Origin of the sequence: Janibacter corallicola NBRC 107790 (assembly GCF_001570965.1) — a bacterium.
In the GTDB taxonomy this organism is placed as follows: Bacteria; Actinomycetota; Actinomycetes; order Actinomycetales; family Dermatophilaceae; genus Janibacter; species Janibacter corallicola.
The window spans coordinates 32,917-54,574 of the sequence record NZ_BCSR01000005.1 but is presented as its reverse complement, the minus strand read 5'-3'; the positions used below and the strand labels follow the sequence as shown (position 1 = coordinate 54,574).

General features: G+C 71.5%; 21 protein-coding genes. 9 read left to right on the top strand and 12 right to left on the bottom strand.

Translation table 11 applies throughout. From position 1 onward, the window contains the following. Position 1: 1 nt before the first annotated feature. From sufC to JCO01S_RS03560, 5 genes are read right to left on the bottom strand one after another with little or no spacing between them, the layout of a single operon-like run. A complete protein-coding gene (gene sufC, locus JCO01S_RS03580) occupies positions 2-781 on the bottom strand; it encodes a Fe-S cluster assembly ATPase SufC (protein ID WP_068250832.1) in 780 nt (259 codons plus the stop codon). Between the two features lie 31 nt (positions 782-812). Further along, complete coding sequence (locus tag JCO01S_RS03575) at positions 813-1,148, bottom strand: non-heme iron oxygenase ferredoxin subunit (protein WP_068250829.1); 336 nt, start codon at positions 1,146-1,148, stop codon at positions 813-815. Then, positions 1,145-2,335 carry a Fe-S cluster assembly protein SufD gene (sufD, locus tag JCO01S_RS03570; RefSeq protein ID WP_068250826.1) on the bottom strand — a complete coding sequence of 397 codons (1,191 nt, stop codon included), beginning with the start codon at positions 2,333-2,335 and terminating at the stop codon, positions 1,145-1,147. Before sufD ends, JCO01S_RS03575 begins: the two co-directional genes overlap by 4 nt. Continuing rightward, a complete protein-coding gene (gene sufB, locus JCO01S_RS03565; protein WP_068250823.1) occupies positions 2,335-3,756 on the bottom strand; it encodes a Fe-S cluster assembly protein SufB in 1,422 nt (473 codons plus the stop codon). Before sufB ends, sufD begins: the two co-directional genes overlap by 1 nt. Further along, a complete protein-coding gene (locus JCO01S_RS03560; protein WP_068250820.1) occupies positions 3,753-4,478 on the bottom strand; it encodes a helix-turn-helix transcriptional regulator in 726 nt (241 codons plus the stop codon). Before JCO01S_RS03560 ends, sufB begins: the two co-directional genes overlap by 4 nt. 87 nt (positions 4,479-4,565) lie before the next feature. Between JCO01S_RS03560 and JCO01S_RS03555 the strand changes: the two genes are divergently transcribed. Genes JCO01S_RS03555 through JCO01S_RS03545 form a run of 3 tightly spaced genes read left to right on the top strand, consistent with a single transcriptional unit; the run spans position 4,566 to position 7,042 of the window. Continuing rightward, positions 4,566-5,276, top strand: a complete 711-nt coding sequence (locus tag JCO01S_RS03555; protein WP_068250814.1) for an ABC transporter ATP-binding protein — start codon at positions 4,566-4,568, stop codon at positions 5,274-5,276. Continuing rightward, positions 5,266-6,033: an ABC transporter permease gene (locus JCO01S_RS03550; protein ID WP_068250811.1), complete on the top strand. Its 768-nt coding sequence runs from the start codon at positions 5,266-5,268 to the stop codon at positions 6,031-6,033. The genes JCO01S_RS03555 and JCO01S_RS03550 overlap by 11 nt, the downstream gene beginning before the upstream one ends. 16 nt (positions 6,034-6,049) lie before the next feature. Next, positions 6,050-7,042, top strand: coding sequence for a COX15/CtaA family protein (locus tag JCO01S_RS03545; RefSeq protein WP_157074464.1), 993 nt, complete (start codon positions 6,050-6,052; stop codon positions 7,040-7,042). 179 nt (positions 7,043-7,221) lie between these two features. Here the strand turns inward: JCO01S_RS03545 and JCO01S_RS03540 are convergent, their stop codons facing one another. Continuing rightward, the gene (locus JCO01S_RS03540; protein WP_068250810.1) at positions 7,222-8,172 is read right to left on the bottom strand and encodes a heme o synthase; all 951 of its coding nucleotides are present in this window, start codon (positions 8,170-8,172) and stop codon (positions 7,222-7,224) included. A gap of 257 nt (positions 8,173-8,429) precedes the next feature. Here JCO01S_RS03540 and tkt point away from each other — a divergent pair, with 257 nt between their 5' ends. Genes tkt through pgl form a run of 6 tightly spaced genes read left to right on the top strand, consistent with a single transcriptional unit; the run spans position 8,430 to position 16,762 of the window. Then, the gene (gene tkt / locus JCO01S_RS03535) at positions 8,430-10,586 is read left to right on the top strand and encodes a transketolase (RefSeq protein WP_068251032.1); all 2,157 of its coding nucleotides are present in this window, start codon (positions 8,430-8,432) and stop codon (positions 10,584-10,586) included. Between the two features lie 4 nt (positions 10,587-10,590). Continuing rightward, entirely contained in the window at positions 10,591-11,718 is a 1,128-nt protein-coding gene (tal, locus tag JCO01S_RS03530; RefSeq protein WP_084342591.1) for a transaldolase, read from the top strand. Then, positions 11,715-13,346, top strand: a complete 1,632-nt coding sequence (locus JCO01S_RS03525; protein WP_068250804.1) for a glucose-6-phosphate isomerase — start codon at positions 11,715-11,717, stop codon at positions 13,344-13,346. Before tal ends, JCO01S_RS03525 begins: the two co-directional genes overlap by 4 nt. Further along, a complete protein-coding gene (gene zwf, locus JCO01S_RS03520) occupies positions 13,343-14,884 on the top strand; it encodes a glucose-6-phosphate dehydrogenase (protein ID WP_068250800.1) in 1,542 nt (513 codons plus the stop codon). The genes JCO01S_RS03525 and zwf overlap by 4 nt, the downstream gene beginning before the upstream one ends. Continuing rightward, a complete protein-coding gene (locus JCO01S_RS03515; RefSeq protein ID WP_068250797.1) occupies positions 14,881-16,029 on the top strand; it encodes a glucose-6-phosphate dehydrogenase assembly protein OpcA in 1,149 nt (382 codons plus the stop codon). The genes zwf and JCO01S_RS03515 overlap by 4 nt, the downstream gene beginning before the upstream one ends. Before the next feature lie 4 nt (positions 16,030-16,033). Then, positions 16,034-16,762 (top strand): 6-phosphogluconolactonase, encoded by a 729-nt coding sequence (gene pgl / locus JCO01S_RS03510; protein WP_068250794.1) that lies wholly within the window; start codon positions 16,034-16,036, stop codon positions 16,760-16,762. Here pgl and JCO01S_RS03505 read toward each other — a convergent pair. The 6 genes from JCO01S_RS03505 to whiA all read right to left on the bottom strand — a co-directional run bounded on the left by JCO01S_RS03505 (position 16,752) and on the right by whiA (position 21,627). Next, complete coding sequence (locus JCO01S_RS03505) at positions 16,752-17,105, bottom strand: RNA polymerase-binding protein RbpA (RefSeq protein ID WP_068250791.1); 354 nt, start codon at positions 17,103-17,105, stop codon at positions 16,752-16,754. The genes pgl and JCO01S_RS03505 overlap by 11 nt on opposite strands. A 27-nt stretch (positions 17,106-17,132) precedes the next feature. Then, positions 17,133-17,378, bottom strand: coding sequence for a preprotein translocase subunit SecG (gene secG, locus JCO01S_RS03500; RefSeq protein WP_068250788.1), 246 nt, complete (start codon positions 17,376-17,378; stop codon positions 17,133-17,135). Between the two features lie 123 nt (positions 17,379-17,501). Beyond that, positions 17,502-18,293 carry a triose-phosphate isomerase gene (gene tpiA, locus JCO01S_RS03495; RefSeq protein WP_068250785.1) on the bottom strand — a complete coding sequence of 264 codons (792 nt, stop codon included), beginning with the start codon at positions 18,291-18,293 and terminating at the stop codon, positions 17,502-17,504. After that, on the bottom strand, positions 18,290-19,504 hold the full coding sequence (locus tag JCO01S_RS03490) for a phosphoglycerate kinase (protein ID WP_068250782.1): 1,215 nt from the start codon (positions 19,502-19,504) through the stop codon (positions 18,290-18,292). Before JCO01S_RS03490 ends, tpiA begins: the two co-directional genes overlap by 4 nt. Before the next feature lie 37 nt (positions 19,505-19,541). Next, positions 19,542-20,549 (bottom strand): type I glyceraldehyde-3-phosphate dehydrogenase, encoded by a 1,008-nt coding sequence (gene gap, locus JCO01S_RS03485; RefSeq protein WP_068250780.1) that lies wholly within the window; start codon positions 20,547-20,549, stop codon positions 19,542-19,544. 97 nt (positions 20,550-20,646) lie between these two features. Continuing rightward, positions 20,647-21,627 (bottom strand): DNA-binding protein WhiA, encoded by a 981-nt coding sequence (gene whiA, locus JCO01S_RS03480; RefSeq protein WP_068250777.1) that lies wholly within the window; start codon positions 21,625-21,627, stop codon positions 20,647-20,649. Positions 21,628-21,658: the final 31 nt, after the last annotated feature.

Sequence of the window (21,658 nt, the reverse complement as noted above, 5' to 3'; positions counted from 1 at the left end):
CTCAGGCTCCTGTCGTGGCGGCGGGCTCCCCCGTCTGCGTGAAGCGGTCGTACCCCTCGGACTCGAGGCGGTCGGCCAGCTCGGGGCCGCCCTCCTCGGCGATGTGGCCGTCGACGAAGACGTGGACGTGCTGCGGCTGGATGTAGCGCAGGATCCGCGTGTAGTGGGTGATCAGCACGATGCCCGCGTCGGTCTTGTCCTTGGCCCGGTTGACGCCCTCGGAGACGACGCGCAGGGCGTCGACGTCCAGGCCGGAATCGGTCTCGTCGAGGACCGCGAACTTCGGCTGGAGGAGCTCCATCTGGAGGATCTCGTGGCGCTTCTTCTCACCACCGGAGAAGCCCTCGTTGACGTTGCGCTCCGCGAAGGAGGAGTCCATGCGCAGGTCGGTCATCGTCGAGCGCACGTCCTTGACCCAGTGGCGCACCTTCGGAGCCTCGCCGTCGATGGCGGTCTTCGCGGTGCGCAGGAAGTTGCTCACGGTGACCCCGGGGACCTCCACCGGGTACTGCATCGCGAGGAAGAGGCCCGCCCGGGCCCGCTCGTCCACGCTCATCGCGAGGACGTCCTCGCCGTCGAGGGTGATCGAGCCGGAGGTCACGGTGTACTTCGGGTGGCCGGCGACGGAGTAGGCCAAGGTTGACTTGCCGGACCCGTTCGGGCCCATGATCGCGTGGGTCTCACCCGAGTTGATGGTCAGGGAGACGCCCTTGAGGATCTCCTTCGGGCCGTCCTCGGTGTCGACGCTGACGTGCAGGTCGGTGATCTGAAGCGTTGCCATGTCTGTTCTTTCCTTCGAAGAAAAAGTCGGTCTACTCGGAGAGGGCGACGAGGACGTCGCCCTCCTCGGTGATGCGGACGGTGTGCACCGCGACGGGCACGGTGGCCGGCATCATGGTCGGCTCACCGGAGGTGAGGTCGAAGCACGAGCCGTGCAGCCAGCACTCGAGGGTGTTGCCCTCGACGTCGCCCTCGGAGAGGGAGACGTTCGCGTGGGTGCAGGTGTCGTCGATCGCGTGGACGGTGCCGTCCTCGGTCCGCACCATCGCGATCGTGCGGCCGGCCACCTCGGCCTTGGCGGCCCCCTCCTCGGGGAGCTCGTCGAGGTGGCAGACCCGGACGAAGTCCGCGTCGGGCACGGCGCTCATGCCTGTGCCCCCTCCGCATCCGGCGTGGCTGCCAGCTCCTCGTCGATCGCGGCCATGATCCGGTCACTGATCTCGGGGTCGCCGATCCGCGCGACGATGCTGTTGAAGAAGCCGCGCACGACGAGCCGTCGGGCCACGTCCTCGGGGACGCCCCGCGACTGCAGGTAGAACAGCTGCAGGTCGTCGAAGCGGCCGGTCGTCGACGCGTGCCCGGCGCCGATGATCTCGCCGGTCTCGATCTCCAGGTTCGGCACCGAGTCGGCGCGGGCCCCGTCGGTGAGCACGAGGTTGCGGTTCAGCTCGTAGGTGTCGGTGCCCTCGGCCTCGGCCCGGATGAGCACGTCGCCGACCCACACCGTCTGGGCGGTCTCGCCCTGCAGAGCACCCTTGTACTCCACGTTGCTGTGGCAGTGGGGCGCCTCGTGGTCGACGAAGAGCCGGTGCTCGAGGTGCTGCCCCGAGTCGGCGAAGTACACCCCGAAGCCCTCGAACGAGCCACCGGGCCCGGTGTAGGAGGCGTTGGTGTTCAGCCGGACGATGCCGCCACCGATGGTCACGGCGATGTGGCGCACGGAGGCGTCCCGGCCGATGACCATGTCCTGCTGGGCCAGGTGACGGCTGTCGTCCTGCCAGTCCTGGACGGTGACGATCGTCAGCTGGGAACCGTCGCCGGCACTCACACCGAACAGCTCGTTGTAGTCCGCGCTGCCGGAGTGCTCGATGACCACGGTCGCCTTGGAGAAGGCTCCCGCACGCACCTGGTGGACCGAGCGGGCGATGCCGCCGCCCTGACCGGAGAGGCGGATGCGCACCGGCTCGGTGAGCTCGGCCTCGGCCGGGATGTCCAGGACGGTGACCTCCTCGCTGCCGGCCGCGGCGACGACCGCGGCGCGGTCGGCGGGCGCCTGGGCGCCCGCACGCCACTCCTCCTTGGGGAGCGTGGTGCGGGTCACCCCCTTCGGCAGGACGTGCTCGACCTGCAGCTCACCGGTGGTGCCGTCCTCGGCGAAGAGGTCGGTCAGCCGGTTCACCGGGGTGAAGCGCCAGTCCTCCTCGCGGCCGGTCGGCACGGGGAAGTCCGCGACCTCCCAGGACCGGGTGCGCTCGCCCCGGGAGGCGTCCGGGACCATCGTCTCGGCGGAGTGGGTGTGAGCCTCGCGGCTCGAGGTGTCAGCCAGCAGGCTCATCAGCCAACGGCTCCTTCCATCTGGAGTTCGATGAGGCGGTTGAGCTCGAGGGCGTACTCCATCGGCAGCTCCTTGGCGATGGGCTCGACGAAGCCGCGCACGATCATCGCCATCGCCTCCTCCTCGTTCATCCCGCGGGACATCAGGTAGAAGAGCTGGTCCGCGGAGACCTTGGAGACCGTCGCCTCGTGGCCCATCTGGACCTCGTCCTCCCGCACGTCGACGTACGGGTAGGTGTCCGAGCGGCTGATCGTGTCGACGAGCAGCGCGTCGCAGACGACGTTGGACTTGGAGTTCTTCGCCCCTTCGAGGACCTGGACCAGGCCGCGGTAGGAGGTGCGTCCACCGCCGCGGGCGACGGACTTGGAGACGATCGAGCTCGAGGTGTTCGGGGCCGCGTGGACCATCTTGGCCCCCGCGTCCTGGTGCTGGTCCTCGCCGGCAAAGGCCACGGAGAGGGTCTCGCCCTTCGCGTGCTCGCCGAGCAGGAAGCAGGCCGGGTACTTCATCGTCACCTTGGAGCCGATGTTGCCGTCGACCCACTCCATCGTGCCGCCCTCGGCGACCGAGGTGCGCTTGGTGACGAGGTTGTAGACGTTGTTCGACCAGTTCTGGATGGTCGTGTACCGCACCCGGGCGTTCTTCTTCACGACGATCTCCACGACCGCGCTGTGCAGCGAGGAGGTGGTGTAGACCGGCGCGGTGCAGCCCTCGACGTAGTGGACGTAGCTTCCCTCGTCGGCGATGATCAGCGTCCGCTCGAACTGGCCCATGTTCTCGGTGTTGATCCGGAAGTAGGCCTGCAGCGGGATCTCGACGTGCACGCCCGGCGGCACGTAGATGAAGGAGCCACCGGACCACACGGCGGTGTTCAGGGCGGCGAACTTGTTGTCACCGGACGGGATCACGGTGCCGAAGTACTCCCGGAAGAGGTCCTCGTGCTCGCGCAGCCCGGAGTCGGTGTCGACGAAGATGACGCCCTGCTCCTCCAGGTCCTCGCGGATCTGGTGGTAGACGACCTCGGACTCGTACTGCGCCGCCACACCGGCGACGAGCTGCTGCTTCTCCGCCTCGGGGATGCCCAGCCGGTCGTAGGTGGTGCGGATGTCCTCGGGCAGGTCCTCCCAGGAGCTGGCCTGGTTCTCCGTCGACTTCACGAAGTACTTGATGTTCTGGAAGTCGACGCCGGAGAGGTCGCTGCCCCACGTGGGCATGGGCTTCTTGTCGAAGAGGCGCAGCGCCTTCAGGCGGCGCTCACGCATCCACTCCGGCTCGGACTTGCGCTCGGAGATGTCCTCGACGACCGCATTGTTCAGGCCACGCTTGGCCGAGGAGCCCGCGGCGTCGCTGTCGGACCAGCCGTACTCGTAACGGCCGAAATCCTTGAGCCCTGGGTTGAGCTCTTCGATGTTCGTGCTCATCGGGTGGACCTTCCTTGATCGGATGCTGCCGCCCCCGGCGTGGGGACGAAGGTGGTACAGACGTGGTTGCCCTGGGCGAGCGTGGCCAGTCGTTGGACGTGGACCCCGAGCAACCGGCTGAAGGCCTCGGCCTCGGCCTCGCACAGCTCGGGTGCCTCGGAGGCGACGTGCTGGACGGGGCAATGGCCCTGGCACAGCTGGACCCCGACGACACCGTCCTCGCCGACGGGTCGGGCGGTCGCAGCGTAGCCCTCCTCCCGGAGGGCGTCGACGAGGGCCTCGGTGCGGGCCCCCGGGTCGGTGCCGGCGGCCTCGACCCGGGAGAGACACCGCTGCTCCATCTCGGTGACCCGCTGGTCGGCGAAGGCGCGCACGGCGTCGTCGCCGGAGGTCTCCCGCAGGAAGCGGACGGCGTCGGTGGCCAGCACGTCGTAGTCGGTGGGCAGGTGGGAGTGCCCGGTGTCGCCGACGACCCACTCGCGGGCGGGTCGACCGCGGCCCCGGCCACGGGTGGACCGGGCCCGCCCGGTCACCGCACCCTCCGCGGCGAGCTGGTCGATGTGGCGGCGCACCCCGGTCGCGGTCAGGCCGAGCTGGGCGGCGAGCTCGGCGGCCGTGATCGGGCCGAGCTCGGTGATCGCCGCCAGGACGCGATCCCGCGTACGGGCATCACGACCGAGGTCGTCCGGCGACGACCGCGGAGCGTGCGCTGCATTAACCACACATCCATGTTACGTAATTATTTCTCGGGCACAACAAAGGCATCCCTAACGTCGGGGTCCCAGCCGGTCTGCCTAGACTGCACGTCCGTGACTCGTGCCGTCGTCGTGGAGGACCTGCGCCGCGTCTTCGGTGATGCCGTCGCCGTGGACGGGGCGACGTGGGCTGCCGCCGCGGGTGAGATCACCTGCGTGCTGGGACCCAACGGCGCCGGCAAGACGACGACCATCGAGTGCCTCGAGGGGCTGCAGCGCCCCGACGGCGGCAGCTGCCGGGTGCTCGGCACCGACCCGTGGCGGGCGGACGCGGACCACCGCTCCCGCGTGGGTGTCATGCTCCAGGACGGCGGGCTGCCGCAGAGCGTCTCCGCCGACCGCCTGCTGGACCACCTGTCCCGTCTCTACTCCCGCACCCGCGTGGCCGAGCTGCGCGACAGGTTGGGGCTGGCCCCCTTCGCCCGTACCCCGGTGCGCCGGCTGAGCGGCGGGCAGCGCCAGCGCGTGGCACTCGCCGCCGCTCTCGCCGGCGACCCGGAGGTCGCCTTCCTCGACGAACCGACCGCAGGTCTGGACCCGCACGCCCGCCTCGACGTGTGGGACCTGCTGCGCGAGCGGGCCGAAGGGGGCTCCACCCTCGTCGTCACCACGCACGGCTTCGAAGAGGCCGAGCGCCTCGCGGACCGGGTCGTGATCCTCGACCGCGGCCGCGTCGTCGCCGACGGCACCCCCGCGGTGGTGGCCGGGGGCGAGCGCCTCGAAGACGCCTACTTCGCACTCACCGGAGGCCGCCGTGCCCGTTGACACCCGCCCCCCGGGCACGTCGAACGCCAGCCCCCGGACCGCCCGGGTCCTGGCCCAGGCCCGTTTCGAGGCCGGCACGCTGCTGCGCAACGGCGAGCAGCTGCTGGTCTCGCTCGTGCTCCCCGCCCTGGCCATGGTCGGGCTCTCCCTGGCCCCCTACCCCGACCTCGGCGCCCCCCGGGTGGCCGTCGTCGTCCCCGGGGTGCTCGCCCTCGCCGTCGTGTCCACCGCCTTCACCGGACAGGCGATCCAGACCGGCTTCGACCGCCGCTACGGCGTGCTGCGCTTCACCGCGACCACACCGGTCGGCAGCGACGGGCTGCTCGCCGGCAAGGCCGTGGCCGTCGCGGCGGTGACGCTCGGCCAGCTCGTCCTGCTCGCTCTGCTCGGTGTCGGGCTCGGCTGGCGGCCCGACGGGGTCGGGCTGCTCCTCTCCCCCGTGAGCGCGGTCCTCGGCGTCTGGGTCTTCGTGGCCCTCGCGCTGCTGATCGCGGGGACGCTGCGCGCCGAGGCGGTGCTCGCCCTGGCCAACCTCGTCTGGGTGCTGCTCGCCGGCGTCGGCGGTCTGCTGCTGCCCGGGTCGACCTACGGGTCGCTCGGCGAGGTCGTGCGCTGGCTGCCCTCCGGCGCCCTCGGCGACGCCCTCCGGGGCGGCCTCGGCCACGGCGACCTGCCGCTGCTCGAGTGGGGCGTCCTGATTCTCTGGGGCCTCGGCCTCAGCCTGCTCGTCTCCCGCTCCTTCCGGTGGCGGGACTGACCCGACGAGGGCCCCGATGACCGTCACCCCCGACTCCGCCCGCACCGGGAGGCACACCTACCGTGGTGGCGTGCCCGAAGCTCCTCCCGCCCGCACGCGCTGGCTGCGTCGTCTCCTGCTGCTCAACCTGCTCGTCGAGGTCCTCATCGTCGTCACCGGTGGCCTCGTCCGGCTCACCGGCAGCGGCCTGGGCTGCCCGACCTGGCCGCAGTGCGTGCCCGGCTCCTACGTGCCGACGCACGAGCAGGAGCAGGGCATCCACAAGTTCATCGAGTTCGGCAACCGGACGCTCACCGGGCTGGTCGGCATCGTCGCCCTCGTGCTGCTCATCGCACTCTACCGCTGGGCCCGGGACCGCCCGGAGCTCATCCGGGGCACGTGGGTCGTCCTCGCCGGCGTCGCCGCCCAGGCGATCGTCGGCGGCATCACCGTGCTCACCGGGCTCAACCCCTGGATCGTCGCCTTCCACTTCCTGTGCTCGATGGCCCTCGTCGGGGTCGCGACGTGGCTGTACTGGCGCCACGCCCGCCCCGCCGGGGCGACGACCTCCCTCGTGCACCCGCTCGTGGACCGCGCGGCCTGGGCCGTCTGCGTGCTCGCCGGGGTCGTGCTCACCCTGGGGACGGTCGTCACCGGTTCCGGGCCGCACTCCGGGGACGCCGAGGCGCCGGCGCGCACCGGCTTCGACCCACGGACCATCTCCTGGCTGCACGCCGACGCGGTGATGCTCTTCACCGGCCTCGTGATCGCGGTGTGGCTCGGTGCCCGCCTCACCAGCCGCAGCCCCCGCCCCACGCGGGCCTGGGGCCTCGTCCTGGTCGTCACGCTCGCCCAGGGCCTCATCGGCTACGTGCAGTACCTCACGGGGCTGCCGGAGGTGCTCGTGCTGGCCCACATGCTCGGCGCCTCGCTGCTCGTGGTCACCATCGCCCGGGCGCTCGTCCTCTCCCGGACCGCGGAGCCGGTACCGACCGACTCGCCGGCCGGCGGCTCGGTGGCCGGCGACTGAGCCGACGCGCGCTCCCTTCGCCCCCCCGCGACCCGGGCCGGGTCGACCGGGTCACGATCCGTGAGGGCGGGCGAGGTCATCCGGCTCGCCGTGATTCAGCGGGCGCGGAGACCCGGTGCACAGGGCAGTGCCCGCGCCACCGCGGACGAGATACGCCCGGGGCCGGGTCGAGCCTGCGGTCAGGAGAGACCGGGAAGCGGCAGGTGGAGCAGCGGGTCGATCGCCACACCCAGGAAGAGCAGGGTGACGTAGGTGATCGAGAAGTGGAAGAGGCGCATCGGCTTCAGCGTGCGCTGGTCGGCCCCCCGCCTGGCGGCAGCGAGCAGCCGGTGGGCCTCACCGACGAACAGGCCACCGGAGACGAGGGCGGCCACGACGTAGATCCAGCCCATCGGGGCGACCGGGATGAGGGCCAGCGAGGTCGCGAACATCACCCAGGAGTAGGCGACGATCTGCTTGGCGACGGTCGTCTGCTGCTCGACGACCGGGAGCATCGGCACACCGACGTTCGCGTAGTCCTCGGTGAAGCGCATCGACAGCGGCCAGTAGTGCGGCGGGGTCCAGAAGAAGATCACGAGGAAGAGGATGACCGCCGGCCACTCCACCGCGTTCGTGACCGCCGACCAGCCGATGAGGACCGGCATGCACCCGGCGACACCACCCCAGACGATGTTCTGGGAGGTGCGCCGCTTGAGCAGGATCGTGTACCCGACGGCGTACAGGGCGATCGCGGCGAGCGAGAGCAGCGCCGAGAGCGGGTTGACCAGGGCCCACAGCCACACCGTCGAGAGGATCGTCAGCGCGAAGGCGAAGACCATCGCCGCCCGGGGCGTGACCGCGCCCGTCACGAGCGGTCGACCGGCCGTGCGCCCCATGTGGGCGTCGATGTCCCGGTCGTAGATCATGTTGAAGGTGTTCGCCGCCCCCGCGCTGAAGCTGCCGCCGACGAAGGTCGCCACGACCAGCCACAGCGAGGGCACGCCGCGCTCGGCCAGGAACATCACGGGGATGGTGGTCACGAGCAGCAGCTCGATGATGCGCGGTTTCGTCAGCGCCACGTAGGCGCCGATCGTCCGGCGCCAGGAATGGGCCGCCGGCGTCTTCGCGCGCGTCGACTCGAGAGTGGTCAAGGACTGCCTTTGCCTTCAGGGTTTCGTACGGCCGCGCAGGGGCGCTGGCCCAGGATCCAGTCTAACCGTGGCAGGGGACGGATCGGGGCCGCCCCCTTCGACGTGGGACGTGACCTTGCTCGCGACTAGTGTGGGGCACGGAACCGACGCGTCATGAACCAGAAAGGGATTCCGTGAGCACGGACACCGACACCTCCCCCAGGGCCGCGACGAAGAAGGCGGCGAAGGGGGTACGCCCGGGTGGCAGCACCCGCACCGTGACCTCCGCGAACCCGAACGGCAAGGCCGGCACGGGTTCGCGCTCGGAGGCCCTCGCCCGCCCGGTGACGAAGAAGGCCCGCTGGACGGACCTGGACGTGCGCGCCGTGGACACCGCCCGTCTCCTCGCCGCGGACGCCGTGCAGCGCTGCGGCAGCGGCCACCCCGGCACCGCGATGAGCCTGGCACCGGCGGCCTACCTGCTCTACCAGAACGTCATGACGCACGACCCGAGCGACCCCTCCTGGTCGGGCCGGGACCGCTTCGTCCTCTCCTGCGGCCACTCCTCGCTCACCCAGTACATCCAGCTCTTCCTCTCCGGCTACGGGATGGCGCTGAGCGACCTCAAGGAGCTGCGCACCTGGGGCTCGCAGACCCCCGGACACCCGGAGGTCCACCACACCCCGGGCGTGGAGATCACCACGGGACCGCTGGGGTCCGGCCTCGCCTCCGCCGTCGGCATGGCGATGGCCCAGCGCCGCCAGCGCGGCCTCTACGACCCGGACGCGAAGAAGGGCACCTCCCCCTTCGACCACACCGTGTGGGTCATCGCCTCCGACGGCGACCTGCAGGAGGGAGTCTCCGCCGAGGCGAGCTCCCTGGCGGGCCACCAGGAGCTGGGCAACCTCAACGTCATCTACGACGCGAACCAGATCTCCATCGAGGACGACACCGACATCGCCTTCTCCGAGGACGTGGCGATGCGCTACCGGGCCTACGGCTGGGACGTCATCGAGGTGGACTGGCGCGGCGACGGCTCCGGCGACTCCTACGTCGAGGACGTCGACGCCCTCCTCGACGCCTGCACCAGGGCGAAGAAGAACACCGACGCGCCGACCCTCGTCGTGCTGCACACGATCATCGCCTGGCCCGCGCCGGAGAAGCAGGGCACCGGCGCCTCCCACGGCTCGGCCCTCGGCGAGGACGAGGTCGCCGCGACCAAGGAGCTGCTCGGTTTCGACCCGGCGAAGGACTTCGCCGTCGAGAAGGCCGTCCTCGAGCGCGCCCGCGAGGTCAAGGCCCGCGGCAAGGCCGCCCACAAGGAGTGGGACAAGGCGATGAGGGCCTGGCGCAAGGCCAACCCGGAGCGCGCCGAGCTCTACGACCGCGTCGCCGCCACCGATGTCCCCGCGGGCCTGGACAAGGCGCTGCCGACCTTCCCCGCCGACGCGAAGGGGATGGCCACCCGCAAGGCCTCCGGTGAGGTCCTCAGCGCCCTCGCCGACGTCATGCCGGAGCTGTGGGGCGGCTCGGCCGACCTCGCCGGGTCGAACAACACGACGATGAAGGGGGCCACCTCCTTCGTCCCGAAGAGGAAGCAGACCGCCGCCTTCCCGGGCGACGAGTACGGCCGCACGCTGCACTTCGGCATCCGTGAGAACGGCATGGGCATGGTGATGAACGGCATCGCCCTCGAGGGCCTGACCCGCGTCTACGGCGGGACCTTCCTCGTCTTCTCCGACTACATGCGTCCGGCAGTGCGCCTGGCCGCGATCCAGCAGCTGCCGGTGACGTACGTGTGGACGCACGACTCCATCGGCCTCGGTGAGGACGGCCCGACGCACCAGCCGATCGAGCACCTCGCCGCGCTGCGGGCGATGCCCGGCCTCGACGTCGTGCGCCCCGGCGATGCCAACGAGGTGAGCGTGTGCTGGGGCCAGGTGCTCAAGAACTCCCGGCCCGCCGGTCTCGCGCTCTCCCGCCAGGGCACCCCCGTCATCGACCGCAGCGAGCACGCCTCTGCGAAGGGGGCGGCCAAGGGCGCCTACGTGCTCGCCGAGTCCAGCACCGAGATCCCCGAGGTGATCCTCGTGGCCACCGGTACCGAGGTGGCCATCGCCCTCGAGGCGCGGGCCACCCTGGAGAAGGCGCGCATCGGCACCCGCGTGGTCTCCATGCCCTGCCGCGAGTGGTTCGAGCGCCAGACCAGGGCGTACCGCAACAAGGTGCTGCCGCCCGAGGTCCGGGCGCGGGTCTCGGTCGAGGCCGCCACCCCCTTCGGTTGGCGGGACCTCATCGGCGAGGCCGGTGAGAGCGTGGGCATCGACCACTTCGGGGCCTCCGCCGACGTCGCCACCCTCTACGAGAAGTTCGGCATCACTCCTGCGGCCGTCGTCAAGGCGGCCAGGACCTCCATCAAGAACGCAAAGGGATGATCTCGTGAGCACGCTTCCCACCAAGCCCGCAGCAGTGCAGGCACTCGCCGAGTCCGGGGTGTCGGTCTGGCTGGACGACCTGAGCCGCGACATGCTGCGCTCCGGTGGTCTGCAGGAGCGCATCGACGGCAAGGGCGTCGTCGGCGTGACGACGAACCCCTCCATCTTCCAGAAGGCCATCTCCGACGGGGAGGCCTACACCGAGCAGCTCAAGGAACTGGCAGCGGCCGGCAAGGACGTCGACGAGGCGGTCTTCGCGGTGACCACCGACGACGTCCGTGAGGCCTGCGACATCCTCGCCCCGATCCACGACGCCACCGACGGCGTCGACGGCCGGGTCTCGATCGAGGTCGACCCCCGCCTCGCCCAGGACGCCGAGGCCACCGCGACGATGGCCCGCCGGCTCTCCGACACCGTCGACCGCCCGCAGGTCTACATCAAGATCCCTGCGACCGAGGCCAGCCTGCCCGCCATCACCCGCACCCTCGCCGCCGGCATCAGCGTCAACGTCACGTTGATCTTCAGCCTCGAGCGCTACCGCGCCGTGATGAACGCCTTCCTCGAGGGACTCGAGGGCGCGCTGGAGGCCGGTCACGACCTCTCGAGGATCCACTCCGTGGCCTCCTTCTTCGTCTCGCGCGTCGACACCGAGATCGACAAGCGGCTCGAGGCCATCGGCAGCGACGAGGCCCTCGCGCTGCGTGGGCGGGCCGGTGTCGCCAACGCGCGGCTGGCCTACCAGGCCTACGAGGAGGTCTTCGCCACGCCCCGGTGGCAGCGGCTGGAGGCCGAAGGGGGACGCCGCCAGCGCCCGCTGTGGGCCTCCACCGGCGTGAAGAACCCCGACTACCCCGACACGCTGTACGTCACCGAGCTCGTCGCCGCCGACGTCGTCAACACGATGCCGGAGAAGACCCTCGATGCGACCATCGACCACGGCGAGATCACCGGTGACACCGTGACCGGCGGTTACGAGGCCGCGACCGCCGACCTCGATGCGCTCGACCGGGTCGGCGTCAGCTACACCGACGTCACCGACCTCCTCGAGCGCGAGGGCGTGGAGAAGTTCGAGCAGTCCTGGACCGAGCTCCTCTCCGGGGTGCGGGACGAGCTGGACAAGGTCGGCCGATGACGTCCCTCTCCGTGGGCGCGTCCGGTGCAGCCGCGGAGGCCGTCTCCGCCCGGGTCCCGGGCCTTCTCGAGGCGGGCTTCGCGAGCCGGCTCTTCGAGCAGGACCCCACCCTGTGGGGCGCGGCCGCCGAGCAGGAGGCCGGCAAGCGCCTCTCCTGGGTCGGCCTGCACCGCACCTCGCGACACCTGCTCGGCCAGATCGCGGCGATCCGCGACGAGCTGCGCGAGGCCGGCGTGGACCGGATCGTGCTGTGCGGCATGGGCGGCAGTTCCCTCGCGCCAGAGGTCATCTGCGCGACCGCGGACGTGCCGATCGTCATCCTGGACTCCAGCCACCCCGACCGGGTACGGGCCGCGGCGACCGATCTGGACCGGACCGCGATCGTGGTCTCCAGCAAGTCCGGCTCCACCGTCGAGACCGACTCCCAGAAGCGGGTCCTCGAGGAGGCCTTCAGCCAGGCGGGCATCGACCCGGCCGGGCGCGTGATCGTCGTGACCGACCCCGGCAGCCCGCTCGAGACCGAGGCGCGTGAGAAGGGCTACCGTCTCGTGACCGCCGACCCGGGGGTCGGTGGGCGCTACTCCGCGCTCACCGCCTTCGGCCTGGTGCCCTCGGGCCTGGCCGGCGCGGACGTCGAGGCACTGCTCGAGGACGCGGAGGCCGTGAGCGACCTGCTCGCCGAGGACGACGAGGCCAACCCGGGGCTGCGGCTCGGGGCGGCGCTCGCCGGGACCGACCCCCTTCGCGACAAGCTGTACCTCGTCGACCACGGGACGCAGGCGCGCGGTCTCGCGGACTGGGCGGAGCAGCTCATCGCCGAGTCCACCGGCAAGGAGGGCACCGGCCTGCTGCCGGTGGTCCGCGACGCGCCGACGGGGACCACGCCCCCCGAGGACGCGACTCTCGTGCGGCTGCTGCCGGAGGACCCCGACGAGGAGGCGCCGGAGCCACCGGCCGACTCGTCGGTCGTCGACGTCGCCGGCTCCCTGGGCGCCCAGTTCCTCCTCTGGGAGGTGGCCGTCGCCGTGGCAGGACGGTTGCTCGGGATCAACCCCTTCGACCAGCCCGACGTCGAGAGCGCCAAGCAGGCCGCCCGTGACCTCATGGGTGGATCCGCCGGCGGGCAGACCCCGCCCGACGCCGTCGACGGGGCCGTGGAGATCCGCCACCACGGGGGTGACTGGCTCGGCGGCGCCCGCAGCATCGAGGAGGCCGTCACCGCGCTCCTGGGGCAGGTGGGTGAGCAGGGCTACCTGGCCGTCATGGCCTACCTCGACCGCGAGGCCGACGCCGACCTCGCCGACGTCGTCGGCCCGCTCGGCGAGCGGCTGGCCCGCCCGGTGACCTTCGGGTGGGGGCCGCGCTTCCTGCACTCGACCGGGCAGTACCACAAGGGCGGACCGCCGGTCGGCGCCTACCTGCAGATCACCGACACCCCGCGGGAGGACCTGTCGGTCCCCGGCCGCGACTTCACCCTGGCCGAGTTCATCGCTGCCCAGGCGAAGGGGGACGCCTCCGTCCTCGCCGACCGGGACCGCCCGGTCCTCGTGCTCCACCTGACCGACCACGACGAGGGCCTGCGGCAGGTGCGTGACGCCCTTCGCCACGGCCGGGGAGGGGCCGCGTGAGCCCCGCCCGCGTGACCCCGCACGAGAACCCGCTGCGCGACACGCGCGACAAGCGGCTGCCGCGCATCGCCGGCCCGTGCAGCCTCGTGCTCTTCGGCGTCACCGGGGACCTCGCCCGCAAGAAGCTGCTCCCGGCGATCTACGACCTGGCCAACCGGGGCCTGCTCCCGCCCGGGTTCTCGCTCGTCGGCTTCGCCCGGCGGGACTGGGAGGACCAGGACTTCGGCAAGGTCGTCTACGAGGCCGTCAAGGAGCACGCGCGCACGCCCTTCCGGGACGAGGTGTGGCGCTCGCTGTCCGAGGGCTTCCGCTTCGTGCCGGGGGTCTTCGACGACGACGCGGCCTTCGACCTGCTCGCCGAGACCGTGCGCGAGCTGGACGAGCAGCGCGGGACGGGTGGCAACCACGCCTTCTACCTCTCGATCCCGCCGGGCTCCTTCTCCACGGTCTGCGAGCAGCTCAAGCGCAGCGGCCTGACCGCGGGCACCGAGGAGTCCTGGCGCCGGGTCGTCATCGAGAAGCCCTTCGGGCACGACCTCTCGAGCGCCCAGGAGCTCAACGAGATCGTCGAGGCGGTCTTCCCGCCCGACTCGATCTTCCGCATCGACCACTACCTCGGCAAGGAGACGGTCCAGAACCTGCTCGCGCTGCGCTTCGCGAACCAGATGTTCGAGCCGGTCTGGAACAGCCACTACGTCGACCACGTCCAGATCACGATGGCCGAGGACATCGGCATCGGCGGCCGCGCCGGCTACTACGACGGCATCGGCGCGGCACGCGACGTCATCCAGAACCACCTGCTCCAGCTCCTGGCGCTCACCGCCATGGAGGAGCCGACGAGCTTCGACGCCGACTCGCTGCGCGCGGAGAAGGAGAAGGTGCTCGCCGCGGTGCGGGTGCCCGAGGACCTCGCCGCCGACACCGTCCGGGGCCAGTACGCCGCAGGCTGGCAGGGCGGGGAGAAGGTCACCGGCTACCTGCAGGAGGACGGTGTCGCCGCGGACTCCACGACGGAGACCTATGCCGCCATGCGCCTGGACGTGGCGACCCGCCGCTGGGCGGGCGTGCCCTTCTACCTGCGCACCGGCAAGCGGCTGGGACGCCGCGTCACCGAGATCGCCGTCGTCTTCAAGCGGGCCCCGCACCTGCCCTTCACCGACACCGAGACCGAGGAGCTGGGGCAGAACGCCGTGGTGATCCGGGTCCAGCCGGACGAAGGGGTGACCATGCGTTTCGGGGCGAAGGTCCCCGGCAACGAGATGGAGGTGCGCGACGTCACGATGGACTTCGGCTACGGGCGGGCCTTCACCGAGTCCAGCCCGGAGGCCTACGAGCGACTCATCCTCGACGTGCTGCTCGGCGACCCGCCGCTCTTCCCCCGCCACCGGGAGGTCGAGCTCTCCTGGAGGATCCTCGACCCCATCGAGGAGTACTGGGACCGCACCGGGGACGTCGAGCAGTACCCGGCCGGCACCTGGGGCCCGTCCGCCGCCGATGCCATGATGGAGCGCGACGGACGCACCTGGAGGCTGCCGTGATCATCGACCTGCCCGAGGCCACGACCAAGGAGATCGGTCAGCGGATCATAGAGATCCGTGAGGACGTCGGCGCGATGGCGCTCAGCCGGGTCCTCACCCTCGTCGTCGTCGTCGACGAGGGCCACGCCGAGGCGGCGCTGACCGTCGCCAACCAGGCGAGCCACCAGCACCCGGCACGGATCGTGTGCGTCATCCTCGCCAACCCCCGCGGCAAGGCCCGTCTCGACGCCCAGCTACGGGTCGGCGGTGACGCCGGCGCCTCCGAGGTGGTCGTGCTGCGCCTCTACGGCGAGCTCGTGCGCCACCCCCGCAGCGTCGTCACCCCGCTGCTGCTCCCGGACTCCCCCATCGTCGCCTGGTGGCCGCACGAACCCCCGAAGGACCCGCACGCCGACCCCGTCGGGGCGATGGCCCAGCGGCGGGTCACCGACTGTGCGGTCACCGACAACATCCAGACGACGCTGCGGCGACTGTCCCGGACCTACACCCCCGGCGACACCGACCTGGCCTGGTCGCGGATCACGCTGTGGCGCGGGCTGCTGGCGACGACGCTGGACCGGGCCCCCTTCGAGCCGGTCACGGCCGCGACGGTCGTCGGCGGGAAGGACTCGCCCTCGGCGGACCTGCTCGCTGGCTGGCTGCGACACCGGCTCGACTGCCCGGTCTCGCTCGTGCGCTCGCGTGCCGGCACCGGCGTCGTCAGCGTCCGGCTCGAGCGGGAGTCCGGACCCATCGACCTGGTCCGGCCCCGCGGCACCGACACTGCCACGCTGGAGCAGCCGGGACAGCCCCAGCGCGGGATCGCCATGGCCCCCCGCAGCGACGCCGAGTGCCTGGCCGACGAGCTGCGGCGGCTGGACCCGGACGAGGTCTACGCCGATGCCCTCACGGTGGGGTGGGGCGGGATCACCCGACGCCGGATGACGATGACCGACGCGGTGCGGGCGGGCATCGTCCCCTCCCCCAGCGAGGCGAGGGAGGTCACCGAGCAGCTCGCCGAGGAGTCCGACTCCAGCATCCGGAATGCGATGGTCGAGGCGTTCCCCGAGGAGGCCGGCAGCGACACGGACACCGTCAAGGGTGCCGCCCGTCGGAAGCTGGCCACGAAGGCCGCCCGGGACGGGACGGACGAAGCGAAGGAGTGAGGGGATGTCGTCGCCCGTGCTGGTACCGCACCCGGACAAGGAGGCGCTCGCGTCGGGGATCGCCGCCCGGTTGGCCACGGCCGTGCTCGACGCGCAGGCTCGCAAGGAGCTCGCGGAGATCAGCCTCACGGGCGGCTCCATGGGAGGCCTGACGATCGCCGCCCTGCTCGTCGAGCCCGCGTGGGCCGCCGTCGACCCCCGCCGGGTACAGGTGTGGTGGGGCGACGAGCGCTGGCTGCCGCGAGGGCATCCGGAGCGCAACGACACCCAGGCGGACGAGGCCGGCATCCGCCGCCTCGGGCTCGACCCCGATCTCGTCCACCGGGTGCCCGGCCCGGACGAGTCGGACTCACCAGAGGAGGCCGCGGCGGAGTACGCGCGGGTCGTGCAGGCCCGCGGGACCGGCGACTTCGACGTCGTCATGCTCGGGGTCGGCCCGGACGGGCACGTCGCCTCGCTCTTCCCCGGCCACCCGGCGCAGCTGACCTCGGATGCGGTCGCGGTCGGTGTGCACGACTCCCCCAAGCCGCCGCCGGAGCGGGTGTCACTGACGATCGAGTGCCTCTCGCGCAGCGAGCAGGTGTGGTTCCTCGTCTCGGGGCAGGACAAGTCCGCTGCCGTACGCGACGGGCTGGACGGTGCTCCCGCGGAGCGGAGCACGGCGACGCAGGTGACGGGCCGGAGGGCGACCCTGTGGCTGGTCGACGAGGCGGCGCGACCCGTCAGCGGATGAGGCCCCGCTTGCGCAGGTCCTCGAGTCGCTCGTCCAGGAGCGCAGCACCCTCCGAGCTGGAGCGGCGCTCCTTCACGTACGCCAGATGGGTCTTGTAGACCTCGGCCGTCGGCGGGGTGGGTGGGTTGTCCTTGTCACGACCGGCGGGCAGCCCGCAGCGGGTGCACTCCCACTCGTCGGGCACCTGGACCCCCTCACCGACCGAGAAGGAAGGACGCACCTCGTGGCCGTTCGCGCACCAGTAGGAGACGTGGTGACGGGGCGCAGGCTCACCGCGCTCGCCCTCACCGGAGGGACCGGCCCCGATGCGGGTGCCACGGATCGCGTTTCCAGCTGACGTCATCGTCTGCCTCTCTGGTGGTCGGGACGCTCAGGCGTCGAAGCGGTCGATGAGGCCCAGACCCACGATCGACGTGGTCCAGATGAGGCCGACCACGATGGTGAATCGGGTCAGGTTGCGCTCTGCCACCGACGAGCTGCCCAGCGAGGCCGACATGCCGCCCCCGAACATCTCTGAGAGGCCACCGCCCTTCCCCTTGTGCATGAGGATCAGCAGCGTCTGGATCAGGCTGGTGAGCACGAGGATCACCTGCAGTCCGATGCGGACGGCATTCACGATTCTGGGTCCTTCTCGTCGCGGGTGCGGGTGTCGCCGTTCCGACTCGGCGACACCACGCAGGATACTCCCCGGGAGCGGCGGCTCCCGCCACCCGCCCCCTTCGGGCCCCGGCGCGCCACCTCAGGCACCGAGGTGCTGGCGGTAGCGGCAGATCGCGGCGAACTCCTCGGCCTGCAGCGACGCACCCCCGACGAGGGCGCCGTCGACGTCCTCACCGGCCATGACGTTCGCGACGTTGCCGGACTTGACCGAACCTCCGTAGAGCACCCGTACCCGGTCGGCGGTCTCCTGCGAGTACAGCGAGACGAGCTGCTCCCGGATGGCCCGGCAGACCTCCTGGGCATCCTCCGGCGTGGCCACCTCACCGGTACCGATGGCCCACACCGGTTCGTAGGCGATGACGACGGACTCGGCCTGCTCGGCCGTGATGCCCTCGAGGCTGCCGGTGACCTGCGCGGTGACGTGGGCGACGTGCTCCCCCGCCTGACGCACCTCCAGCCCCTCACCGACGCAGACGATGGGGACGAGCCCGTGCCGGAAGGCGGCCGCTGCCTTGGCGGCCACGACCTCGTCGGTCTCGCCGTGGCCGTCGCGGCGCTCGCTGTGCCCGACGACCACGTAGGTGCAGCCCAGCTTGGCGAGGAAGGCCCCGGAGATGTCGCCCGTCCGTGCGCCGGAGTCCTCCGGGCTGAGGTCCTGGGCGCCGTAGCGCAGCGGGAGCCGGTCGCCCTCGACCAGCGTCTGCACCGAACGCAGGTCGGTGAAGGGGGGCAGCACGACGACCTCGACCTCGGAGTGGTCGTGCCTGGCGTCCTCGAGCGTCCAGTCCAGCTTCTGCACCAGGTGGGTGCCCTGGAGGTGGTCGAGGTTCATCTTCCAGTTGCCCGCCATGAGCGGGGTGCGCGCGCTCATCCCAGGCCTCCTTCGCCCTCGTGCACGGCCAGGCCGGGCAGCTCCCTGCCCTCGAGGTACTCGAGGCTGGCGCCGCCACCCGTGCTGATGTGGCCGAACTGGTCGTCCTCGAAGCCGAGCCGGCGCACGGCGGCAGCGGAGTCACCGCCGCCGACGACGGTGAGTGACCCGGCGGCGGTCGCGGCGACGAGGGCCTCGGCCACCGCCTTCGTGCCCGCCGCATAGGGCGCCATCTCGAAGGCCCCCATCGGCCCGTTCCAGAAGACCGTACGACAGTCGGCCAGCCGGTCGGCGAAGAGCTTCGCCGAGTCGGGGCCGATGTCCAGGCCCATCCGGTCGGCGGGGATCGCGCCGGCGGGCACGACCTCGTGGTCGGCGTCCGCGGAGAACTCGGTGGCGGCCACGACGTCGGTCGGCAGGACGATCTCGACGCCGTCCCGCTCGGCCCGGGCGAGGTACCCCCGCACCGTCTCCAGCTGGTCCTCCTCGAGGAGGCTGCGGCCCACCTCGTGACCCTGTGCCTTGAGGAACGTGAAGACCATGCCGCCCCCGATGAGCAGCCGGTCGGCCGTGCCCAGCAGGTTGTCGATGACGCCGAGCTTGTCGCTGACCTTGGCGCCGCCGAGGACGACGGCGTAGGGCCGCTGCGGGTCGCTCGTCAGCCGGCGCAGCACCTCGACCTCGGTCTGGACCAGGCCGCCGACGGTCGCCGGCAGCCGCTTCGCGATGTCGAGGACCGAGGCCTGGGCCCGGTGCACGACCCCGAAGCCGTCGGAGACGTAGGCATCGGCCAGGGAGGCCAGCTCGTCGGCGAAGGCCCCGCGCTCGGACTCGTCCTTGCTCGTCTCCCCGGGGTTGAAACGCAGGTTCTCCAGGACGGCGACCTGGCCGTCCCGGAGCCCGGCCACGGTCTCCCGGGCGGAGGCGCCCACGGTGTCGGTGGCGAAGGCCACGTCGCTCCCGAGGAGCTCACCCAGCCGGGCCGCGACCGGGGCCAGCGAGAACTGGGGGTCCGGGGCCCCCTTCGGGCGACCCAGGTGGGCACAGACGACGACGCGGGCCCCCGCCTCGGCCAGGGTGGAGATCGTCGGCAGCGATGCCCGGATGCGGCCGTCGTCGGTGATCCGCTCCCCGTCGAGCGGGACGTTGAGGTCGGAGCGGACGAGGACACGTCGGCCACGCAGGTCGCCGAGGTCAGCGATGGTCTTCACGGATGCCTTTCTTGCCGTCGGTCGGTGTACGGGGTCTTCAGCGGGCGGAGCCGACCAGGCCCACCACGTCGACGAGGCGGTTGGAGTAGCCCCACTCATTGTCGTACCAGCCGACGACCTTGACCTGGTTGCCGATCACGCGCGTCATCCCGGCGTCGAAGATGCAGCTGGCGGGGTCGGTCACGATGTCGCTGGAGACGATCGGCTCGTCGGTGTAGCTCACGACGTCCTTCATCGGGCCCTCGCTCGCGGCCGCCCGCATGATCTCGTTGACCTCCGTCGCCGAGGTCTCCCTGCCCGCCTCGAAGGTCAGGTCGGTGACCGAGCCGGTCGGGACCGGGACGCGGAAGGCGAAGCCGTCCAGCCTGCCCTCCAGCTCCGGCAGGACGAGCGAGACCGCCTTGGCCGCGCCGGTGGTCGTCGGCACGATGTTCAGGGCCGCCGCCCGGGCACGCCGCAGGTCCTTGTGCGGCCCGTCCTGGAGCTTCTGGTCCGCGGTGTAGGCGTGAATGGTGGTCATCAGGCCCCTGGTGATGCCGAGACCGTCGTTGAAGACCTTTGCCATCGGCGCCAGGCAGTTCGTCGTGCAGGAGGCGTTGGAGACGATGTCGTGCCGGGCCGGGTCGTAGCGCTCGTCGTTGACGCCCATGACGACCGTGAGGTCGCCGTTCTTGGCGGGGGCGGAGATGACGACCTTCTTCGCGCCGCCCTCGAGGTGCGCCCGGGCGTAATTGGCGTCCGTGAAGCGGCCGGTGGACTCCAGCACCACGTCCACACCGAGGTCGTCCCACGGCAGCCGTGCCGGGTCGGTCTCCGCCAAGGATCGGATCCGCGAGCCGTCGACGTCGATGCCGCCCTCGACGACGGAGACCTCCCCGTCGAAGCGGCCGAGGACGGAGTCGTACTTCAGCAGGTGGGCCTGGGTCGTGTCGTCACCCAGGTCGTTGAAGGCCACGACCTCCACGTCGGCCCCCGAGGCCCTGACGGCCCGGAAGAAATTGCGACCGATGCGACCGAATCCGTTGATGCCGACGCGAACTGTCACGATGCTGCCTCCAACTGGTTGCGGCGCGGACCGGGGCCCGTTGTCCCTACCCACCCTATGCCTCGAGACGGCTGTGGTCATGGGGAGCGGGCGTCGCTCAGCCGTCGAGCATGTCCGAGGTGAGGGAGGCCTCCGTCCCGGGGACGCCCAGGTCCTCGGCACGCTTGTCGGCCATCGCGAGCAGCCGCCGGATCCGACCGGCGACGGCGTCCTTGGTCATGGGGGGCTCGGCACGCTGGCCCAGCTCCTCCAGCGAGGCCTCCTTGTGGCGCAGCCGCAGCTCGCCCGCCTCCCGCAGGTGGTCCGGGACGTCCTCGGCGAGGATCTCCAGGGCGCGCTGCACACGGGCGCCGGCCGCGACGGCCGCGCGGGCGGAGCGTCGCAAGTTGGCGTCGTCGAAGTTGGCCAGCCGGTTGGCGGTCGCCCGCACCTCACGGCGCATCCGCCGCTCCTCCCAGGCGAGGACGCTGTCGTGGGCGCCCAGCCGGGTCAGCATGGCAGCGATGGCGTCACCGTCGCGGATCACCACGCGGTCGACGCCCCGGACCTCACGGGACTTGCTCGCGATCCCGAGCCGGCGGGCGGCGCCCACCAGGGCCAGGGCTGCCTCCTGACCGGGGCAGGTGATCTCCAGGGAGGAGCTGCGTCCCGGCTCGGTGAGCGAGCCGTGGGCGAGGAAGGCCCCGCGCCACGCCGCCTCGGCGTCGCACTCACCACCGCCGACGACGCGCGGCGGGAGTCCTCGCACCGGGCGCCGCTCGGCGTCCACGAGCCCGGTCTGGCGGGCCAGGGCCTGGCCGTCGGCGCTCACCCGCACGATGTAGCGGCTGCTCTTGCGCAGCCCACCTGCCTGCAGGACCATCAACTCGGAGCGGTAGCCGTACAGGTCGAGGATGTCCTTGCGGACCCTCCGGGCCGCCATGGCGGTGTCCAGCTCGGCCTCGACGACGATCTCCCGCCCGACCTTGTGCAGGCCTCCGGCAAATCGAAGGAGGCTTGCCACCTCCGCCTTGCGGCAGCAGGTGCGCGTCACCTCGTGACGACTCAGCTCGTCCTTGACCTTGTCGGTCATGGCCATGGTGGGTGATTCCTTCCGGTGGGTGTCCCGC